Annotated in this window: 15 protein-coding genes and 1 riboswitch; of the genes, 7 read left to right on the top strand and 8 right to left on the bottom strand. The window is 54.4% G+C overall.

The window, feature by feature from the left end:
• Position 1: 1 nt before the first annotated feature.
• Positions 2 to 802, bottom strand: coding sequence for a bifunctional hydroxymethylpyrimidine kinase/phosphomethylpyrimidine kinase (thiD, locus tag EVX52_RS16660; RefSeq protein ID WP_129991686.1), 801 nt, complete (start codon positions 800 to 802; stop codon positions 2 to 4).
• Positions 789 to 1,607 carry a hydroxyethylthiazole kinase gene (gene thiM, locus EVX52_RS16655; RefSeq protein WP_129952162.1) on the bottom strand — a complete coding sequence of 273 codons (819 nt, stop codon included), beginning with the start codon at positions 1,605 to 1,607 and terminating at the stop codon, positions 789 to 791. Before thiM ends, thiD begins: the two co-directional genes overlap by 14 nt.
• Positions 1,608 to 1,641: 34 nt before the next feature.
• Positions 1,642 to 1,740, bottom strand: a riboswitch (TPP riboswitch).
• Between the two features lie 165 nt (positions 1,741 to 1,905).
• Here thiM and EVX52_RS16650 point away from each other — a divergent pair.
• Both EVX52_RS16650 and EVX52_RS16645 read left to right on the top strand, forming a co-directional pair.
• Positions 1,906 to 2,328, top strand: a complete 423-nt coding sequence (locus EVX52_RS16650; protein WP_205951575.1) for a GNAT family N-acetyltransferase — start codon at positions 1,906 to 1,908, stop codon at positions 2,326 to 2,328.
• A gap of 138 nt (positions 2,329 to 2,466) precedes the next feature.
• Positions 2,467 to 3,126 (top strand): DUF3313 domain-containing protein, encoded by a 660-nt coding sequence (locus tag EVX52_RS16645; RefSeq protein WP_129952160.1) that lies wholly within the window; start codon positions 2,467 to 2,469, stop codon positions 3,124 to 3,126.
• A 70-nt stretch (positions 3,127 to 3,196) separates the two neighbouring features.
• Here the strand turns inward: EVX52_RS16645 and EVX52_RS16640 are convergent, their stop codons facing one another.
• Positions 3,197 to 4,090, bottom strand: coding sequence for a LysR family transcriptional regulator (locus tag EVX52_RS16640; RefSeq protein WP_129991685.1), 894 nt, complete (start codon positions 4,088 to 4,090; stop codon positions 3,197 to 3,199).
• A gap of 86 nt (positions 4,091 to 4,176) precedes the next feature.
• Between EVX52_RS16640 and EVX52_RS16635 the strand changes: the two genes are divergently transcribed.
• Positions 4,177 to 4,950 (top strand): NAD(P)H-dependent oxidoreductase, encoded by a 774-nt coding sequence (locus EVX52_RS16635; protein WP_129991684.1) that lies wholly within the window; start codon positions 4,177 to 4,179, stop codon positions 4,948 to 4,950.
• A gap of 92 nt (positions 4,951 to 5,042) precedes the next feature.
• Here the strand turns inward: EVX52_RS16635 and guaA are convergent, their stop codons facing one another.
• Both guaA and guaB read right to left on the bottom strand, forming a co-directional pair.
• Entirely contained in the window at positions 5,043 to 6,620 is a 1,578-nt protein-coding gene (gene guaA / locus EVX52_RS16630) for a glutamine-hydrolyzing GMP synthase (protein ID WP_013574385.1), read from the bottom strand.
• 213 nt (positions 6,621 to 6,833) lie between these two features.
• Positions 6,834 to 8,300, bottom strand: coding sequence for an IMP dehydrogenase (gene guaB, locus EVX52_RS16625; protein ID WP_015689478.1), 1,467 nt, complete (start codon positions 8,298 to 8,300; stop codon positions 6,834 to 6,836).
• Between the two features lie 168 nt (positions 8,301 to 8,468).
• On the opposite strand from guaB, the gene xseA reads away from it, so the two are divergent.
• On the top strand, positions 8,469 to 9,839 hold the full coding sequence (gene xseA / locus EVX52_RS16620) for an exodeoxyribonuclease VII large subunit (RefSeq protein WP_129952154.1): 1,371 nt from the start codon (positions 8,469 to 8,471) through the stop codon (positions 9,837 to 9,839).
• Between the two features lie 103 nt (positions 9,840 to 9,942).
• On the opposite strand, the gene EVX52_RS16615 is transcribed toward xseA, so the two are convergent.
• Both EVX52_RS16615 and EVX52_RS16610 read right to left on the bottom strand, forming a co-directional pair.
• A complete protein-coding gene (locus tag EVX52_RS16615; protein WP_129991683.1) occupies positions 9,943 to 12,306 on the bottom strand; it encodes a TIM-barrel domain-containing protein in 2,364 nt (787 codons plus the stop codon).
• Complete coding sequence (locus tag EVX52_RS16610; protein WP_129955136.1) at positions 12,303 to 13,616, bottom strand: MFS transporter; 1,314 nt, start codon at positions 13,614 to 13,616, stop codon at positions 12,303 to 12,305. Before EVX52_RS16610 ends, EVX52_RS16615 begins: the two co-directional genes overlap by 4 nt.
• A gap of 214 nt (positions 13,617 to 13,830) precedes the next feature.
• Between EVX52_RS16610 and EVX52_RS16605 the strand changes: the two genes are divergently transcribed.
• From EVX52_RS16605 to EVX52_RS16595, 3 genes are all read left to right on the top strand, one after another.
• Positions 13,831 to 14,913 carry a LacI family DNA-binding transcriptional regulator gene (locus EVX52_RS16605; protein ID WP_129991682.1) on the top strand — a complete coding sequence of 361 codons (1,083 nt, stop codon included), beginning with the start codon at positions 13,831 to 13,833 and terminating at the stop codon, positions 14,911 to 14,913.
• A 135-nt stretch (positions 14,914 to 15,048) separates the two neighbouring features.
• On the top strand, positions 15,049 to 16,083 hold the full coding sequence (locus EVX52_RS16600) for a M4 family metallopeptidase (RefSeq protein ID WP_129991681.1): 1,035 nt from the start codon (positions 15,049 to 15,051) through the stop codon (positions 16,081 to 16,083).
• Positions 16,084 to 16,428, top strand: coding sequence for a protealysin inhibitor emfourin (locus tag EVX52_RS16595; protein WP_129955133.1), 345 nt, complete (start codon positions 16,084 to 16,086; stop codon positions 16,426 to 16,428).
• Here the strand turns inward: EVX52_RS16595 and EVX52_RS16590 are convergent.
• Positions 16,413 to 16,643: a zinc ribbon domain-containing protein gene (locus tag EVX52_RS16590; protein ID WP_129955132.1), complete on the bottom strand. Its 231-nt coding sequence runs from the start codon at positions 16,641 to 16,643 to the stop codon at positions 16,413 to 16,415. The genes EVX52_RS16595 and EVX52_RS16590 overlap by 16 nt on opposite strands.
• Between the last annotated feature and the right edge of the window lie 8 nt (positions 16,644 to 16,651).

The following is a 16,651-nucleotide window of genomic DNA, read 5'->3' as shown; positions in this document are numbered from 1 at the left end:
GTTACCACCAGCGGTGGAAATGATGTACCGGCCCGATGCCGTGACCGACGTCAAGTGAATCGGCCTGCATCAGCGCCTGCTGTAAATAGTCTTTGGCTTCACGCACAGTACCGGCCCAGTGTTGATGACGCGGACGTAAAGCGGCCAGCGCGGCCGACAGCGTACAACCTGTGCCGTGAGTATGTCGGGTATTCACGCGCGGCGCAGTAAACCGCTCGCGGGAACCCGGTGTAAACAGCCAGTCAGGGCTTTCCTCATCGCTCAGATGCCCCCCTTTCATCAGCACTGCGCCACATCCCATCGCCAGCAGTGCTTCTCCCTGCTCACGCATTTCGGTTTCGTTCACTGCGACCGCACATTCCAGTAACGCCGCCGCTTCCGGCAGGTTTGGCGTAATCATCGAAGCCTGCGGGATCAGCAAACGGCGCACCGCATCAACGGCTTCCGGCAGCAGCAAAGGATCGCCACTTTTCGCCAGCATCACGGTATCCAGCACCACAAACGGTGGCTGATAATGCCGGATCCGCTCCGCCACCGCTTCCACAATCTGGCTGTTTGCCAGCATGCCAATTTTGGTACTGTCGATCCGCACATCGCTCAGTACGGAATCAAGCTGTGCTGAAACAAACCCTGGCTCAATGTTATAGACCGATTGCACACCACGGGTATTTTGGGCTACCAGCGCGGTGATCACACTGGTACCGTACGCGCCAAGCGCCGAAAAGGTTTTTAAATCCGCCTGGATCCCTGCCCCGCCACTCGGATCAGTGCCTGCAATCGTCAGTGCATTAATACGTTTCATTGTCTGCCTCGCCGTTCAGCCATTCTTCGCCCATTAAATACAGATTATCGAGGAATTCAGGCGTGAAACTGCCCGGCCCTTTCACGGCCATACAGGCGCGTTCGCCCGCGCAGGACATCACCCGGCAGGCGGCGGCCACGTTATCCAGACGATCGCCCGGCAAAGCCGCAAAGGCGGCTACTACTGCGGATAGTGCGCATCCTGTTCCCACCACTCGGGTCATCATCGGGTGCCCGCCAGCCACAGCCCAACTGCGCTGGCCGTCGGTGACATAATCGGTTTCACCGGTGACAGCCACGACTGCGCCGGTCTCACGCGCCAGTTGCTGTGCGGCAGGTAAAGCAGAAAAGGAATCATCGCCGCTGTCAACGCCGCGCCCGGACGCACTGACGCCGCTGAGGGCCAGGATTTCGGAGGCATTGCCGCGGATTGCTGCGGGTTTAAGTGTGATGAGTTCACGACAGAATTCTGTACGCCAGTTCAGGCCGCCGACGGCAACCGGATCCAGCACCCAGGGCTTTCCGGCCTGACTGCCTGCCTGAATGGCTGCCAGCATTGCCTGCGCATGGGGATGTGTCAGCGTACCGACATTGACCAGCAGGGCATCGGCGATGGCACTAAATTGTGCCGCTTCGGCGGGATCAACCACCATCGCAGGAGACGCGCCCAGCGCCAGCAGGACGTTGGCGGTAAAAGATTGCACCACGTCATTGGTCAGGCAGTGAACCAGCGGCGCAGCAAAGCGAAGTTGTTTCAGAGAAGTGGCGGCTAAAGCGCCGGGAATGTAGGTAGGTCGGGTATTCATAAGTCTCCCTACCGGCGCTCAAGAAGGCGGTATCAGGAGAGATACCTGACTTCCCTACGCTGGCATAATCCAGATCAGGTAATACGGGTAAAATCTCAGCCCTGCTTTGCAGCGGGCACCCCGAGTCAAGGGAGCATTATTGGCGGCGGAGGTCAGAAGATCAATCAGCAAATGCGTTAAAAAACCAATCAGTGAAGCTTATTGAACTCATTCCGCTTCACTGGCAGTATCTGGGCACAGACCTGAATAACATACGTTGATGAAAAACTTCCTCAGGAGTCAATGCTTGCCCTCAACAATGACTGTACGCCCTTATCAAGAAGCAGACCGCCCGTTTTTACGTACGCTCTATCTGGCCTCGCGCAAGCACACCTGGACATGGCTGGAAGACGATTTTCAGCTGGAAGATTTTGACCGGGCAGTGCTCGGCGAGACAATACTGGTCGCAGAACGTGACGGACATTTACTGGGATTCGCCTCAATTTTCACTCAGGAAAATTTTTTGCATAACCTGTTTGTTGATCCGCAGTATCAGGGAACCGGTGCAGGTTCGGCATTGCTTCACGCTGCTGAAGAAACCTTTACCCGTCAGGGATCGCTGAAATGTTTAGCCAAGAGTAAAAATGCCGTCGCTTTTTATCTGTCAAAAGGCTGGACCATCATCTCTGCGGGGGACAGCCCAAAAGGTGAATACTATTTATTTCATTCACCAAAGAAATAATTGAGAAGAAAATGATTACCCCGAAAAACCTTATTTTCGTGGTTCTGACGAATATCATTTTTTCTTTGTCGTTAAGAGGTTAAATTCCGCAGCAGTGCTATACATACGATGGCTTCCTTAAAAATTTCGAGGGTATGAATGAAAACAATGAAACTGATGCAGATTGCTGCAGTGACCGGTGCGCTGTTCCTGGCCGGTTGTACCAGCCATATTACCCAGACAGAAAAATACTCCGGTTTTTTAGGTGATTATTCCGGTCTGAAGGAAGTCAAAACTGCATCAGGTAATCCGGTGCTGCGCTGGATAGATCCTGCTTTCAAAAAAGCCAATTATTCTTATATCAAATACGAACCGATTAAATTCTATCCGGAACCTCAGCCAACGGAACAAATCGACAAAGCTACCTTGCAGGGGGTGCTGGATTACGCCAACAGCCGCATGAAACCGGCACTGGCAGAGCGCATGCCACTGACAGATCACGCAGGGCCGCGCACACTGATTTTCAAAGGTGCGATCACCGGTGTGAACACCTCGGCAGAGGGTTTGCAGTTCTATGAAGTCATCCCGGTCGCGCTGGTTATTGCGGGTACTGAAACCGCCACAGGCCATCGTACGCGTGATACTGAAGTTTACTTTGAAGGTGAGCTGATCGATGCCAGCACCGGCAAACCGGTGATTAAAGTCGTGCGTAAAGGCTTCGGTAAGCAGGTTGCCAACGATACTCAGAAAGTCACTGCTAACGATTTAAAAGTTGTAGTAGACAGCCTGGCGAACGATACCAAGCTGTTCAAAGAATAACTCCCGAAACAGCATAACAATGAGGGCAGCCAGAGGGCTGCCTTTTTTGTTTACCGGGAATGATAAACCTTCAGACTGAATCAGCGATAAATTCCCGTAACCACTGATGTGCCGGGTCACGGTGCGCACGTTCATGCCACACCATAAACATGTCAAAACCCGGTACATCAAGCGGGGCTTCGGTTATCTGCAAAGCAGGATTTCCCCGCACTAAACGTTCGGGCAACATCGCCACCAGATCCGTGGTCATCAGCACCTGAAGCACAAACAGGAAATGCGGTACTGACAAGACCACACGCCGCGTTAAACCCGCCGCCGCCAGCGCGGTGTCGGTATACCCATAAAATCCGCCGCCGTCGGGTGAAACCATCACATGCTCCAGCCCGCAGAACTCTGTCAGCGTCACCGGCCCGTTGACGGACGGATGCCCTTTCCGGCTGACCAGCACATAGCGCTCGGCAAACAGGAATCTGCTGTGCAGCCCGTTTATTACCGCATCAGAGGTATGAAACGCCAGGTCCAGTTCACCCTGCTCCATTTTGTGGATAATCCGCGCAGGTGATGTTTCAAAAATAGACAGCCGCGCGGAAGGTGCGGCCATACGCAATGCCCGTAAGGCCGGTAAAACGATAGTGGATTCGCCGTAATCCGCGGCACCCAGAGTCCAGGTAGGGTTCGCCTTTGACGGGTCAAAAACCTCTCCGGCAATGATCGCATTTTCCAGCGCGGCAAGGGCCTGCCGCAGCGGTTCCCGCAATTCGTCCGCACGCGCCGTCGGACGCATTCCCCGCGGCCCCGGCAGCAGCAACGGATCATCAAAAAATTGACGCAACTTAGCGAGCTGAACGCTGACCGAAGGTTGCGAAAGGTTACGGCGCTGCGCAGTTCGCGTGACATTTTGTTCAGCCAGCAAAACATCCAGCGTCAGCAACAAATTGAGATCCAGACGACCGAAATTACTCATCGCTATACCTGCTATATGATCAATTCATTTCAACTATACCTGACGACAACCTACTCTGCCTTTATCCCATTAACGGAGGTTTCGTCATGAATGTATTGATCGTCTATGCTCACCCTGAATCACACTCGCTGAACGGCTCGCTGAAAGATTTTGCGGTCAGCCATTTGCAGGCCGCCGGGCACAATGTGCAGATTTCGGATTTGTATGCCATGCAATGGAAAGCCGTGCTGGATGCAGGAGATAACACCGAACCGTCGCCGGGGCCTTTTCACCCTTCGCAGGATTCTCAGCGCGCTTACAAAAATGGCACGCAAAGCGATGACATCGCCGCCGAGCAGGAAAAATTACAGTGGGCGGATACCGTGATTTTCCAGTTCCCGCTGTGGTGGTTTTCAATGCCTGCCATTATGAAAGGCTGGGTTGAACGTGTTTATGCTTATGGATTTGCCTATGGTGTTGGTGAGCATTCCGACACGCACTGGGGCGACCGTTACGGGGAAGGCAAAATGGCCGGAAAACGCGCTATGCTGATGGTCACCACCGGCGGCTGGGAACCCCATTACAGCGCGCGTGGGATTAACGGCCCGATCGACGACCTGTTGTTCCCGATCCACCATGGCATGCTGCATTATCCGGGCTTTACCGTGCTGCCGCCACTGGTGTTCTACCGCACCGGACGCATGGATGAGACCCGCTACGCGCAAATTTGCGGGGAGATGGCTCACCGGCTGGATACAGTAGAAAGCACCACGCCAATTTCATTTCGCCAGCAGAATGGCGGCGATTACGCTATTCCGTCACTGATATTGAAACCGGACATTGCGCCGGGGAAAAGCGGGTTTGCAGCGCATCTGAAATAATCCCCTGAGAGCATGCCAGGCATAAAAAACGCCAGTGGATCTTACGATCGCACTGGCGTTTTTACGGGCGTTCAGCCTTTATTTTTGCTAAATCATTCCCACTCAATCGTTGCCGGTGGCTTGCCCGAGATGTCATAAACAACGCGGGAGATGCCGTCGACTTCGTTGATGATGCGGTTGGAGCAGCGGCCGAGGAAATCATACGGCAGGTGCGCCCAGTGCGCGGTCATGAAGTCGATGGTTTCGACTGCGCGCAGAGAGACAACCCAGTCGTATTTACGGCCATCGCCCATCACGCCGACAGAGCGGACCGGCAGAAAGACCGTGAAAGCCTGGCTGACTTTGTTATACAGGTCGGCTTTATGCAGCTCTTCGATAAAGATAGCATCGGCGCGGCGCAGCAGGTCGCAGTACTCTTTCTTCACTTCGCCCAGTACGCGAACGCCCAGCCCCGGCCCCGGGAACGGGTGACGGTAAAGCATGTCGTATGGCAGGCCGAGTTCCAGACCAATTTTACGCACTTCGTCTTTGAACAGCTCTTTCAGCGGCTCAACCAGACCCAGTTTCATCTCTTTCGGCAGACCGCCCACGTTGTGGTGCGATTTGATCACATGCGCTTTGCCGGTGGCAGAGGCCGCAGACTCAATCACGTCAGGGTAAATGGTGCCCTGCGCCAGCCATTTCACTTCATCCTGCTTGCAGGCTTCTTCGTCGAATACTTCAACAAAGACGCGGCCGATGATTTTACGTTTGGCTTCCGGCTCATCCACCCCTGCCAGCGCAGACAGGAAACGTTCTTCCGCCGCGACGTGAACAATATTCAGACCGAAACGGTCACCGAACATTTCCAGCACCTGATCCGCTTCGTTCAGACGCAGCAGACCGTTGTCGACGAACACGCAGGTCAGACGGTCGCCGATGGCGCGGTGCAGCAGCATGGCGGTCACGGAGGAGTCAACACCGCCGGACAGACCGAGGATGACGTGATCGTCGCCGATCTGCACACGAAGACGCTCAACGGCGTCTTCAATGATTTTTGCCGGCGTCCACAGTGCTTCGCACTCGCAGATATCCATGATGAAACGTTCGAGCATACGCAGGCCCTGACGGGTATGCGTCACTTCCGGGTGGAACTGCACACCGTAGAAGCGCTTTTCTTCGTTCGCCATAATGGCAAACGGGCACGTCTCGGTACTGGCAACGGTCACGAAATCAGACGGAATGGCCGTTACTTTATCGCCGTGGCTCATCCAGACATCGAGCAGCGGTTTGTTGTTCTCGCTCAGGGCATCCTGAATGTCGCGGATCAGCGCGCTTTCAGTCTGAACTTCCACCTGCGCATAACCAAATTCGCGCTCGTTAGAACCTTCAACATGGCCGCCTAACTGCATCGCCATGGTTTGCATGCCGTAGCAAACGCCCAGAACCGGTACACCGGCTTCAAAGACGTAGTCTGGTGCACGCGGGCTGTCATGCTCGGTTGTACTTTCCGGGCCGCCGGACAGGATGATCCCGTTCGGGTTGAATTCGCGGATTTGGGCTTCGGTTACGTCCCAGGCCCAGAGTTCGCAATAGACACCCAGTTCACGCACGCGGCGCGCAACAAGCTGGGTGTACTGGGAGCCGAAATCGAGGATCAGGATACGGTGCTTGTGAATATTTTCGCTCATGAGGGGGCGTTTTCCAGAAAGCAATAAAAGCGTTAAAACGGAATATTAATCAGCCCGGAAAATACGGGCTGGATATAAATTTGTAGTGACTCGATCCAGGCGCCCGTGAGGCAAAGCGGAGGCTGGCGAAAAAGCGCAGTTTACATAACGTAAATGAGCATTTTAAGCCAGCTTCCCACACCGGATCGCCGACGCGCAGCAGCGACTGTGGGATTAAGAACCCATGCGGTAGTTCGGTGACTCTTTAGTAATGGTCACGTCATGCACGTGGCTTTCCTGGATCCCTGCACCGCTGATGCGGACAAACTCAGCCTTGGTGCGCAGGTCGTCGATGGTAGCACAACCGGTCAGCCCCATACAGGAGCGCAGGCCGCCCATTTGCTGGTGGATGATTTCTTTCAGACGGCCTTTATACGCTACGCGACCTTCGATACCTTCAGGTACCAGTTTGTCTGCGGCGTTATCCGTCTGGAAGTAACGGTCAGAAGAGCCTTTGGACATGGCGCCCAGAGACCCCATGCCGCGATAGGATTTGTACGAACGGCCCTGATACAGCTCGATTTCGCCCGGAGATTCTTCCGTACCTGCCAGCATCCCACCCACCATCACGCAGCTTGCGCCTGCCGCGATGGCTTTCGCGATATCGCCGGAGAAGCGGATACCGCCGTCAGCGATGACCGGAATACCGGTGCCTTCCAGCGCTTCAACCGCGTCAGAAACAGCGGTAATTTGCGGAACGCCCACGCCGGTCACAATACGGGTGGTACAAATGGAGCCAGGGCCGATACCGACTTTCACCGCGCTCACGCCCGCTTTAGCCAGTGCCAGCGCACCTGCGCCCGTCGCGACGTTACCGCCGATGATTTGCAGATCCGGATATTTTGCGCGGGTGGCGCGGATACGTTCCAGCACGCCTTCGGAATGGCCGTGAGAAGAGTCAATCAGCAATACGTCAACACCGGCAGCCACCAGCGCATCGATACGCTCTTCGTTGCCCGCACCCGCGCCAACCGCAGCACCGACGCGCAGGCTGCCCTGCTCATCTTTACAGGCGTTAGGTTTACGTTCGGCTTTCTGGAAGTCTTTGACGGTGATCATACCGAGCAGATGGAATTGCGCGTCAACCACCAGCGCTTTCTCTACGCGTTTTTCGTGCATTTTCTGCAGCACGACTTCGCGGGCTTCGCCTTCTTTGACCGTCACCAGACGTTCTTTCGGCGTCATGACGGCGGTCACAGGCTGTTCCAGATCGGTGACGAAGCGCACGTCACGACCGGTAATAATACCGACCAGTTCGTTTTCTTCCGTCACGACCGGATAACCGGCAAAACCGTTAATTTCAGTGAGTTCTTTAACCTGACGCAAAGTGGTCGATGGCGTGACAGTTTTAGGGTCAGCAACAACGCCGCTTTCATGCTTCTTCACGCGACGGACTTCTTCCGCCTGACGCTCAATAGACATGTTCTTGTGAATGAATCCAAGGCCGCCTTCCTGTGCAAGAGCAATCGCCAGATTCGCTTCAGTCACGGTATCCATCGCTGCGGACAGCATAGGGATATTCAGACGGATTTTAGCGGTCAGTTGAGTACCGAGGTCGGCAGTGTTAGGCAGAACTGTGGAGTGGGCTGGAACAAGGAGAACGTCGTCGAACGTTAGTGCTTCTTTTGCGATACGTAGCATGGGCAATATCTCACCAAGGTGGATGCGGAAAAGATAAAATATTGCAGCGGGAGTATACAGGTGAGTAGGCATTTCGACCAGAACTATTTCAAAAACTTCTTGATTACCTTTTGCGGGCATGTAGTATCGTTCGATTAAGTCTCTGTATTTGAATTTGATCTGGATCACATGCCACTACCTTCTTCGCCTCCTATTTTTACCGTAAGCCGCCTCAATCAGACGGTCCGACAGTTGCTGGAAAACGAAATGGGTCAGGTCTGGCTCTCCGGTGAAATCTCAAACTTCTCACAGCCTTCCTCTGGCCACTGGTATTTTACGCTCAAAGATGACCGCGCTCAGGTCAAATGTGCCATGTTCCGTAATACCAACCGCCGCACCACATTCCGTCCGCAAAATGGTCAGCAGGTTTTGGTTCGTGCGACCATCACGTTGTACGAACCGCGCGGCGATTATCAGCTGATTGCCGAAAGTATGCAGGAAGCAGGCGACGGTTTATTGCAGCAAAAATTCGATCTGCTGAAACAGCAACTGGCCACCGAAGGTTTGTTTGATGCGCAGTATAAACAACCGCTGCCCTCCCCGGCCAAATGCGTCGGTGTGATCACCTCCGCCAGCGGTGCCGCATTGCACGACGTCTTAAATGTCTTAAAGCGTCGCGACCCGTCGTTACCCGTCATTATTTATCCGACCGCCGTTCAGGGTGCCGATGCCCCGGCGCAAATCGTCCGCGCCATTCAACTGGCTAACGCCCGCGAGGAAGTGGATGTGCTGATTGTCGGACGCGGTGGCGGTTCGCTGGAAGATTTATGGAGCTTTAACGATGAGCGCGTGGCACGGGCGATTTTCGCCAGCCGCATTCCCATCGTCAGCGCCGTTGGCCATGAAACCGACGTCACCATTGCCGATTTTGTTGCGGATTTACGCGCGCCGACACCGTCTGCCGCCGCCGAACTGATCAGCCGGAATCAGCTGGAATTGCTGCGCCAGATCCAGTCGCAGCAGCAGCGTCTCGAAATGGCGATGGATTATTATCTCGCCCAACTGACGCAGCGCTTCACGCGCCTGAATCACCGTCTGCAACAGCAGCACCCGCATTTACGTCTGGCCCGCCAGCAGACGGCGCTGTTCAGGCTGCGCCGTCGTCTCGATGAAGCCATGCAAAACCAGTTGCGTCAGATGCTGCGTCGCACCGACCGTTTACAGCAGCGCCTGACGCAACAGCAACCGCAACCGCGCATTCACCGTGCCCAGCAACGGGTTCAGCAACTTCAGTACCGGCTGCAACAGGCGATGTCTTCACAACTGGCGGAAAGCCGTCAGCGTTTCGGCACTGCCTGTACGCAACTGGAAGGCGTCAGCCCGCTGGCGACCCTGGCACGTGGCTACAGTGTGACCACCACACCACAGGGCGCATTGCTGAAGAAAACCACACAAACAGCACCGGGCGATACGCTGAAAACCCGTCTGGCCGATGGCTGGATTGAAAGTGAAGTGAAATCGGTTGTGGTGGAAAAGAAAGCGCGGAAACGTGCGGTTTAGCCCGGAGTTGAGTTTAAAACCTTCTCCCGGCCTCCCCCGTCGCAGGGGGAGACGCTAAAAACCCATCTGCCGCCTCCCTTTTGCAGGGAGGAGATTGAAAAGCTTACAGATTATAGCTATTTGTCTTCACACCATTGACCCACACTTCACGCGCTTCGCCTTGCGGCAGCACGATATCCAGGGTTTTCCACGCCGGTTTGAAATCACCGCGCTGCGTCAGCGTGATGTCGATTCGCTGATTGTCACTGACGATATCCCAGTTCAGCCACAGCGCATGATTCTGCTCCCAGCGATGGCTTTCGCCGTCATCTTCAAACAGCATGCCTGACGAGGTCGCCTGACCCGGTGCCGGATACACATGTAATTCACGCAGCGTATCTCTGCTGGCATCCACATGTGCCAGACGGCGGGATTGTGGCAATGCAGCACCGGCGCGCACCAGCAGCGGCAAACGATCCAGCGGCGCATCCAGCGTGATTGTCTGCCCGCCCGCAAACCATTCGCCAGTATAAAAATCGCGCCAGCCATTGCCGTTATCCGGCAGATAAATCTGGCGTTCACGCTGTCCTTCATCAACCACACTGGCGACCAGCAAATCGCGGCCTATCAGGAAATCATCGGTTTCTGCGAAGGTATTTTTATCATGCTCATGATCGAGGAATGTCGGGCGCAGCATCGGCTCGTCATCCGCGTGAGCCTGCCACAGCAATGTATAGAAATACGGCAGAAGGCGATAACGCAGACGGATGGCATCGCGGATAAGCGGCGTCACCTGCGGATACATCCACGGCTCATTTACGGTGTGATCATCATTCCAGGAATGAATGGTGAAACGCGGATGCATGACGCCGTTTTGCACCCAGCGAACAAACAGTTCCGCATCCGGCTTATCACCCGAAAATCCGCCCACATCGTGCCCGACGTTATACAAACCGGACAAACTCATGCCAATCCCCATACGGGTGTTGTAACGCAGCGTTTGCCAGCTGGTGCGGTTATCGCCACTCCACGTCTGCACATAGCGCTGCATGCCGGAACAGCCGGAACGGGAAATCAGGTAAGGGCGGGTTTCCGGCGCAAATTTCTGCTGTGCTTCAAAAGACGCACGCATCATGAGCAGCGGCATCACCGGACGAATGTGTTTAATAGCAATAGCCTTGCCGAAACCGTAGCAACGGGCATCACTGTCCCAGACTTCATATTCGTTATTATCGTTCCAGGTCGAACCGATGCCCTTTTCAAGTAACTGCTGCGTCACACCTTTCTGCCACCAGCACACGGCACCAGGATGAGTGAAGTCGAGATGCGACCCTTCGTCATCCCAGAAAACAGAACGCTCCGGCTGATCGTTTTCGCTGTCGCGGATAAACAACCCCTGCCCGGCAACCTGTTCGTATTGCGGGTGATCCTGCAACAGGCAAGGTTTAATATTGGCCGCCAGACGAATACCGGCGTCGAGAAACGCTTTCGACATCACTTCCGGCTGCGGTACTTTGTCGTAATTCCAGTTAAAGACGTAACGCTTATTGCCAATCGAGGTGTAACCCGATGAAAGCTGGAAGGAGTCACAGGGGATCTCGTGCTGCTGGCACAACGTGATGAACTTCATCAGCTGTTGCTGGGCATCCGGCGCATCGGTGTAATACATGGTCGAGCCGCTGTAACCGAGACTCCATTTCGGGCCAAAGGTGGTTTTACCGGTCAGGCGCACCAGTTTTTTGGTCACGTCGAGAGATGTCGGGCCGACAAACAGGTAGTAATCCAGATCGCCCGCTTCCGCACTGAAACGACGATAAGGCAGATGGTAATTATCCAGTTCATTGCCGAGATCAAGCCATACATTGCTGAGATTGTCGTAAAAAACGCCAAAGCTGACATTATTGCGCCGTGTCAGGGTAAACGGAATATGCTTATACAGCGGATCGGTGCTGGCGGCGTTGTAGCCCATGGCATCAAGATTGCGCATTTCAAAACGACGGCCGCTGCGGTTGAGGTCACCGGCTTTTTCGCCAAGCCCGTACACGCCATCCTGCGCCTCGCGCAGCTGATAGTGTGCCGACGCGTCGTTTTTCACCCCAAGCATATAGGCGCCGGTTTTACGATCTTTCACCAGCGGCAACCAGACACCGGCCTCATTTTTATACTCCCACTCCAGCCATAGCGGCTGATGCACCGTGACGCGCAGCGCCTCAGTGGTCAATATCAGGCGTTCTTCGTCCTGTACGAGCTGATAACCCGGCAACGAAAAACCATCGTTGCTCAGGCGGTTGCGCCCTTCCCACGGCACATCATTTTGTGGTGCGATGCTCCAGGTACGATCCAGCGCCAACGCGCCGTTACGCCGGATGAATATGCGAATCAGCCCCTGTTCCAGCACCCGCAGAGAAAACAGATGCTGGCCATCAACACGCAGATCCACACCTGCATCGTCCTGCCCGGCCAGCTCCCAGTGTTTTAACGTCTTCATACTCCCTCCCTTTTTGCCGGATTGCGGCGTTCAGCGATCAGGGCAATCAGGAAAACTGCGCCGATCAAATCAAAGAAACCCATCGCGATAAACAGCGGATTGAAACCCATTTTGTCGGCAACCGCGCCGATCAGCAGTGAAAACAGAAAGCTGGCGATCCACGCCGAAGAACCGCGCATACCGTTGACGGTTGCCACCTGGCTTTTATCGAATGTTTCTACCACCACTGCGCTCAACATGCAGGAAATAACCTGATGGCCGAAGCCGCCGATGGAGATCAGCGCAATGGCGGCGTACGGGCTTTGCGTGACCGCCACCAGCGCCAGGGACAGCATCATAAATGCACCGGTGACGGAGCTGGCGACGATGGAATTAATGCGGGTGCAGCCAAAGACTTTGCGGTACAGCGTAGTGAGATATCCGCTGGCAATACTGCCGAGGTCGGCGGCGAGAAACGGCAGCCACGCGAACATCACGATATGTTTTAAATCCATCCCGCGTTCATTAGCCAGATACAGAGGTACCCAGAAACTGAACACCGCCCAAGCCGGTTCCGCCAGAAATGCCGGGATAGCAATACCGTAGAATTTCTTGTTTTTGCAGACTATTTTCAGTGATTTAATAAACGGCAGACGCGTCTGCTGTGGTTCGTTATCGGAGCGGATCAGCGCCAGTTCATCTTTACTGAGGTTCGGATGCGTTTCGGGTGAATGGTAGAACTTCCACCACAACAACACCCATAACATCGACAGGATGCCACAGAACAGGAATGCACCACGCCAGCCGAACGAGATATGTGCAACCAGAATAATCGGCGGTGCCAGCATGGCACCAATCGAGAAGCCGACGCCGGCCCAACCGGCGGCGACCGGACGCTCTTTACGCGGGAACCAGTCGGAAATGGCTTTGGCATTAGCAGGCGTCGCCGCAGCTTCCGCACTCCCCATAAAGAAGCGCAGAACCGCCAGTTGGATCCAACTGCCCGCACCGGCGTGCAGCATACACACCACCGCCCAGACTGAGGCGCAAATCAGGAAGCCCAGCTTCAGGCCGATCACATCAATCAGCCAGCCGCACAATGGCTGAAAAAGGGTGTACGCCGCCTGAAATGCCGCGACGATGTAAGAATATTGTTCGGTGGTCATGTTCAGGCTGGTTTTCAGTTCAGCCGCCAGTAATCCCAGAGAATTTCGGGTGACGTAGTTCACTGTCACGCCGAGCAGGAACAGCGCCAGCATCCACCAGCGTAAAGCTTTTATTTTTCGGCGTCCTGCAACCGCCGCTGTCCCGGTGTTTATTTGAATTGTCATATCGGTTCTCCCACCCGTCGGCCTGGCCGCAGATGATGTGTTATGTGAGGTACATCTGCAGAGTAGGCAGCCGGTTCTGTGAGGGAAACGTGATTTTTTGCAAAAGCTTTCACGCTATAACTGCATAAGGAATTCAGGGAGGATAAAAGCTCACGGGAATCACAGCTTCAGATATGAAAATTTTTGCATGGGCCATTTTGAAGGAGATCACAGTTTGAAAGGAAAGTTAAATATCCAGCAAATTGCCGACCAGACCGGATTGTCGATCAGTACCGTTTCACGGGTTTTAGCCGGAAAAAATAATACCAGCAGCAAGGCGCGCGACAGCGTACTGGAATGTGCCAGGGCGCAGGGCGTTTTCGACGGCCTTTCGACCGGCAGGCTGATGCTGAACAATATTTTAATTTTCGCCCCGGCCCGGGCCTTTGATGTGCGCAGCGATATTTTTTACTACAAGGTGATCCAGGGCATTCTGGCTGCCACCGCCCGTCACGAAGTACGTGTCCGCTACTGCGCGATAGAAGAAGAAAACGCCGACGCCGCGCTGTTCATTGCCAAAATGACCGATCCGCAGACCGAAGCCGTCTTGCTGGTCGGCATCGACGATTCGCATATTCATCAGCTTGCGGCCGACATGGGCAAACCATGTGTACTGATCAACTGCCATGACCGGCATATGCGCCATGACAGCGTCAGTCCTGATCATCTGACGATGGGCGATTTTGCCTGCGACTACCTTTTTTCTCAGGGCCACACTCATATCGTGACCGTGCAATGCCTGCGTCGTCATACCATGGAACTGCGGCTCACCGGTATTAAACAGGCATTCACGCGCCATCATCAGGTTTTCAGTGACCGCCACCATTTGCTCAATACGTCAGGTTTTGGGGCGCAGGAAAGCGAACAGGCGCTGCTGGAATTTCTGGATGCCTTGCCGCCCGGCCAGCCGCTGCCGACAGCCATCCTGGCCGGCGGGGATTTTATGGCATCCGGTGTGGTTGCTGCGCTGGCAAAGCGCGGTTTTTCCGTGCCGGGTGATATCAGCGTTATCAGTACTGACGGGTTCAATCTGGCAGAAATTCATGACGTGCCGTTGACCGCGGTGCATGTGCCGCGCGATGAACTCGGTGCCGAAGCGATCTCCTTATTACAAAGGCGCATGATGCGCCCCGATGCGCCTTATACCACGCAGCTGTTGCAGGGAAAACTGGTGGTGCGTGAATCTGTCAGAAAAGCCAGCGGACGCGCCGTGACCTGTCATCCGCATACGTTGTATGACCCGCAGCCGGACAGATAAATCTCATCTTTAACGGACCTGGCGCTCAGCAGTCCTATACTGACGGTGACGGCTATTCATTAACCAGCTTTCAGTATCAGGCAGTCAGAACACCTTGTTTTCACCTTCGGGTGACTCTTGATAAGGAGATTCACGATGAATCACAGTTCAGCAAAGCGTTACCACAGCGTTATCCCGCCTTACATACTTAACCGTATTATCGAACACGGTTCAGAACCCCAGCGCAGATGTGCCAAACAAACCCTGGTACATGTGAATACGTTAATGGCACAGACTTACGCCAAACCGCAGAAGATCGTGACAGCCAAAGCGGGTCAGGTAGAACGCGATATTTATGACGCCAAAAATACCACCCGGCTGCCGGGCGAATCTGTGCGCAAGGAAGGCCAGGCCAGTAACGGCGATGTGGCGGTGGATGAAGCCTATGATTATCTGGGCGTGACGTATGATTTCTTCTGGCAGGCGTATCAGCGTAATTCCCTCGACAATAAAGGTCTGGCACTGCTCGGCACCGTGCATTATGACAAAGGCTATCAAAACGCTTTCTGGAACGGACAGCAGATGGTATTTGGTGACGGTGATGGCGAAATCTTTAACCGCTTTACGATTGCTATCGACGTTGTCGGGCATGAGCTTTCCCATGGTGTTACCGAAACGGAAGCCGGTCTGGAATATAACGGCCAGTCGGGCGCGCTGAATGAATCACTCTCGGATGTGTTTGGCTCGCTGGTGAAACAATTCCACCTGAAACAAACCGCTGATAAAGCCGACTGGATTATTGGTGAAGGATTGCTGGCAAAAGGCATTCAGGGGACCGGCCTGCGCTCAATGTCTCATCCCGGCACTGCTTACGATGATCCGCTGCTGGGTAAAGATCCGCAACCGGCGGACATGAGCGGTTATGTGAATACCCGCGACGATAACGGCGGTGTGCATATTAACTCAGGCATACCTAACCGGGCATTTTATCTGGCGGCGACTAAACTGGGCGGGAATGCATGGGAACGTGCAGGTTACGTCTGGTATGACACGGTCTGTGATAAATCCCTGCCCAAAAATGCAGACTTTGCCACCTTCGCCCAACTGACTATTCAGCATGCGGAAAAACGATTTGACGCCTCCGTTGCACAAGCGGTTCGTGAAGCCTGGGAGCAGGTCGGAGTGATGTAAATGAAACCTTTAGATTCGCTGGAAAGTAATGCGGTGATTGAAATTTACCGCGAAGGCGGTATCGCGTTTATCCCCAAACTCAGCGGGCCGCGACGGGTTGAACTTTCAGGCATGAGCGATGATAAGCGGCGGGAAATCTGCCAGCTCATCAATCAGGCACTGCCCCATGCTCAGGAAAAAGAAAACGCCGGTCATGGAGACCAGCGTTATTTCCGGCTGGAGATTTATTATGCATCGGCAGAGCATTCAGCCAGTCTGGTTGTCATTATTCCTGAAACCGAAGCGCCCGAGGAACTGGTGAACCTATGGAAAGAGGCTCCCCCTGACGATCACTCTTCCGAATAAGGCGAATACGTAAACTGTATCCGTTTTTTAGAAATCATCCCGTGCCCGTTTTGGCAGAAGTAATCTACCGCTCCGCAGGCTTTAAGCGCCTGCAACGGCTGCTGGCAATCCGGGCATAATGCGATTTGCGTAAAGTCGCCATGGTCAGCGTCACAATGAAAGTGACCGCTTACCCAGCTCATCGGCTGGCCGCAAACCGGACAAAGTGCATCCATCGTCTTTC

The organism is Rahnella sp. CFA14(1/10), assembly GCF_004195095.1.
Taxonomy (GTDB): Bacteria; Pseudomonadota; Gammaproteobacteria; order Enterobacterales; family Enterobacteriaceae; genus Rahnella; species Rahnella perminowiae.
The sequence above is the reverse complement of the archived record's forward strand: the minus strand, read 5'-3'. Positions and strand labels throughout refer to the sequence as shown.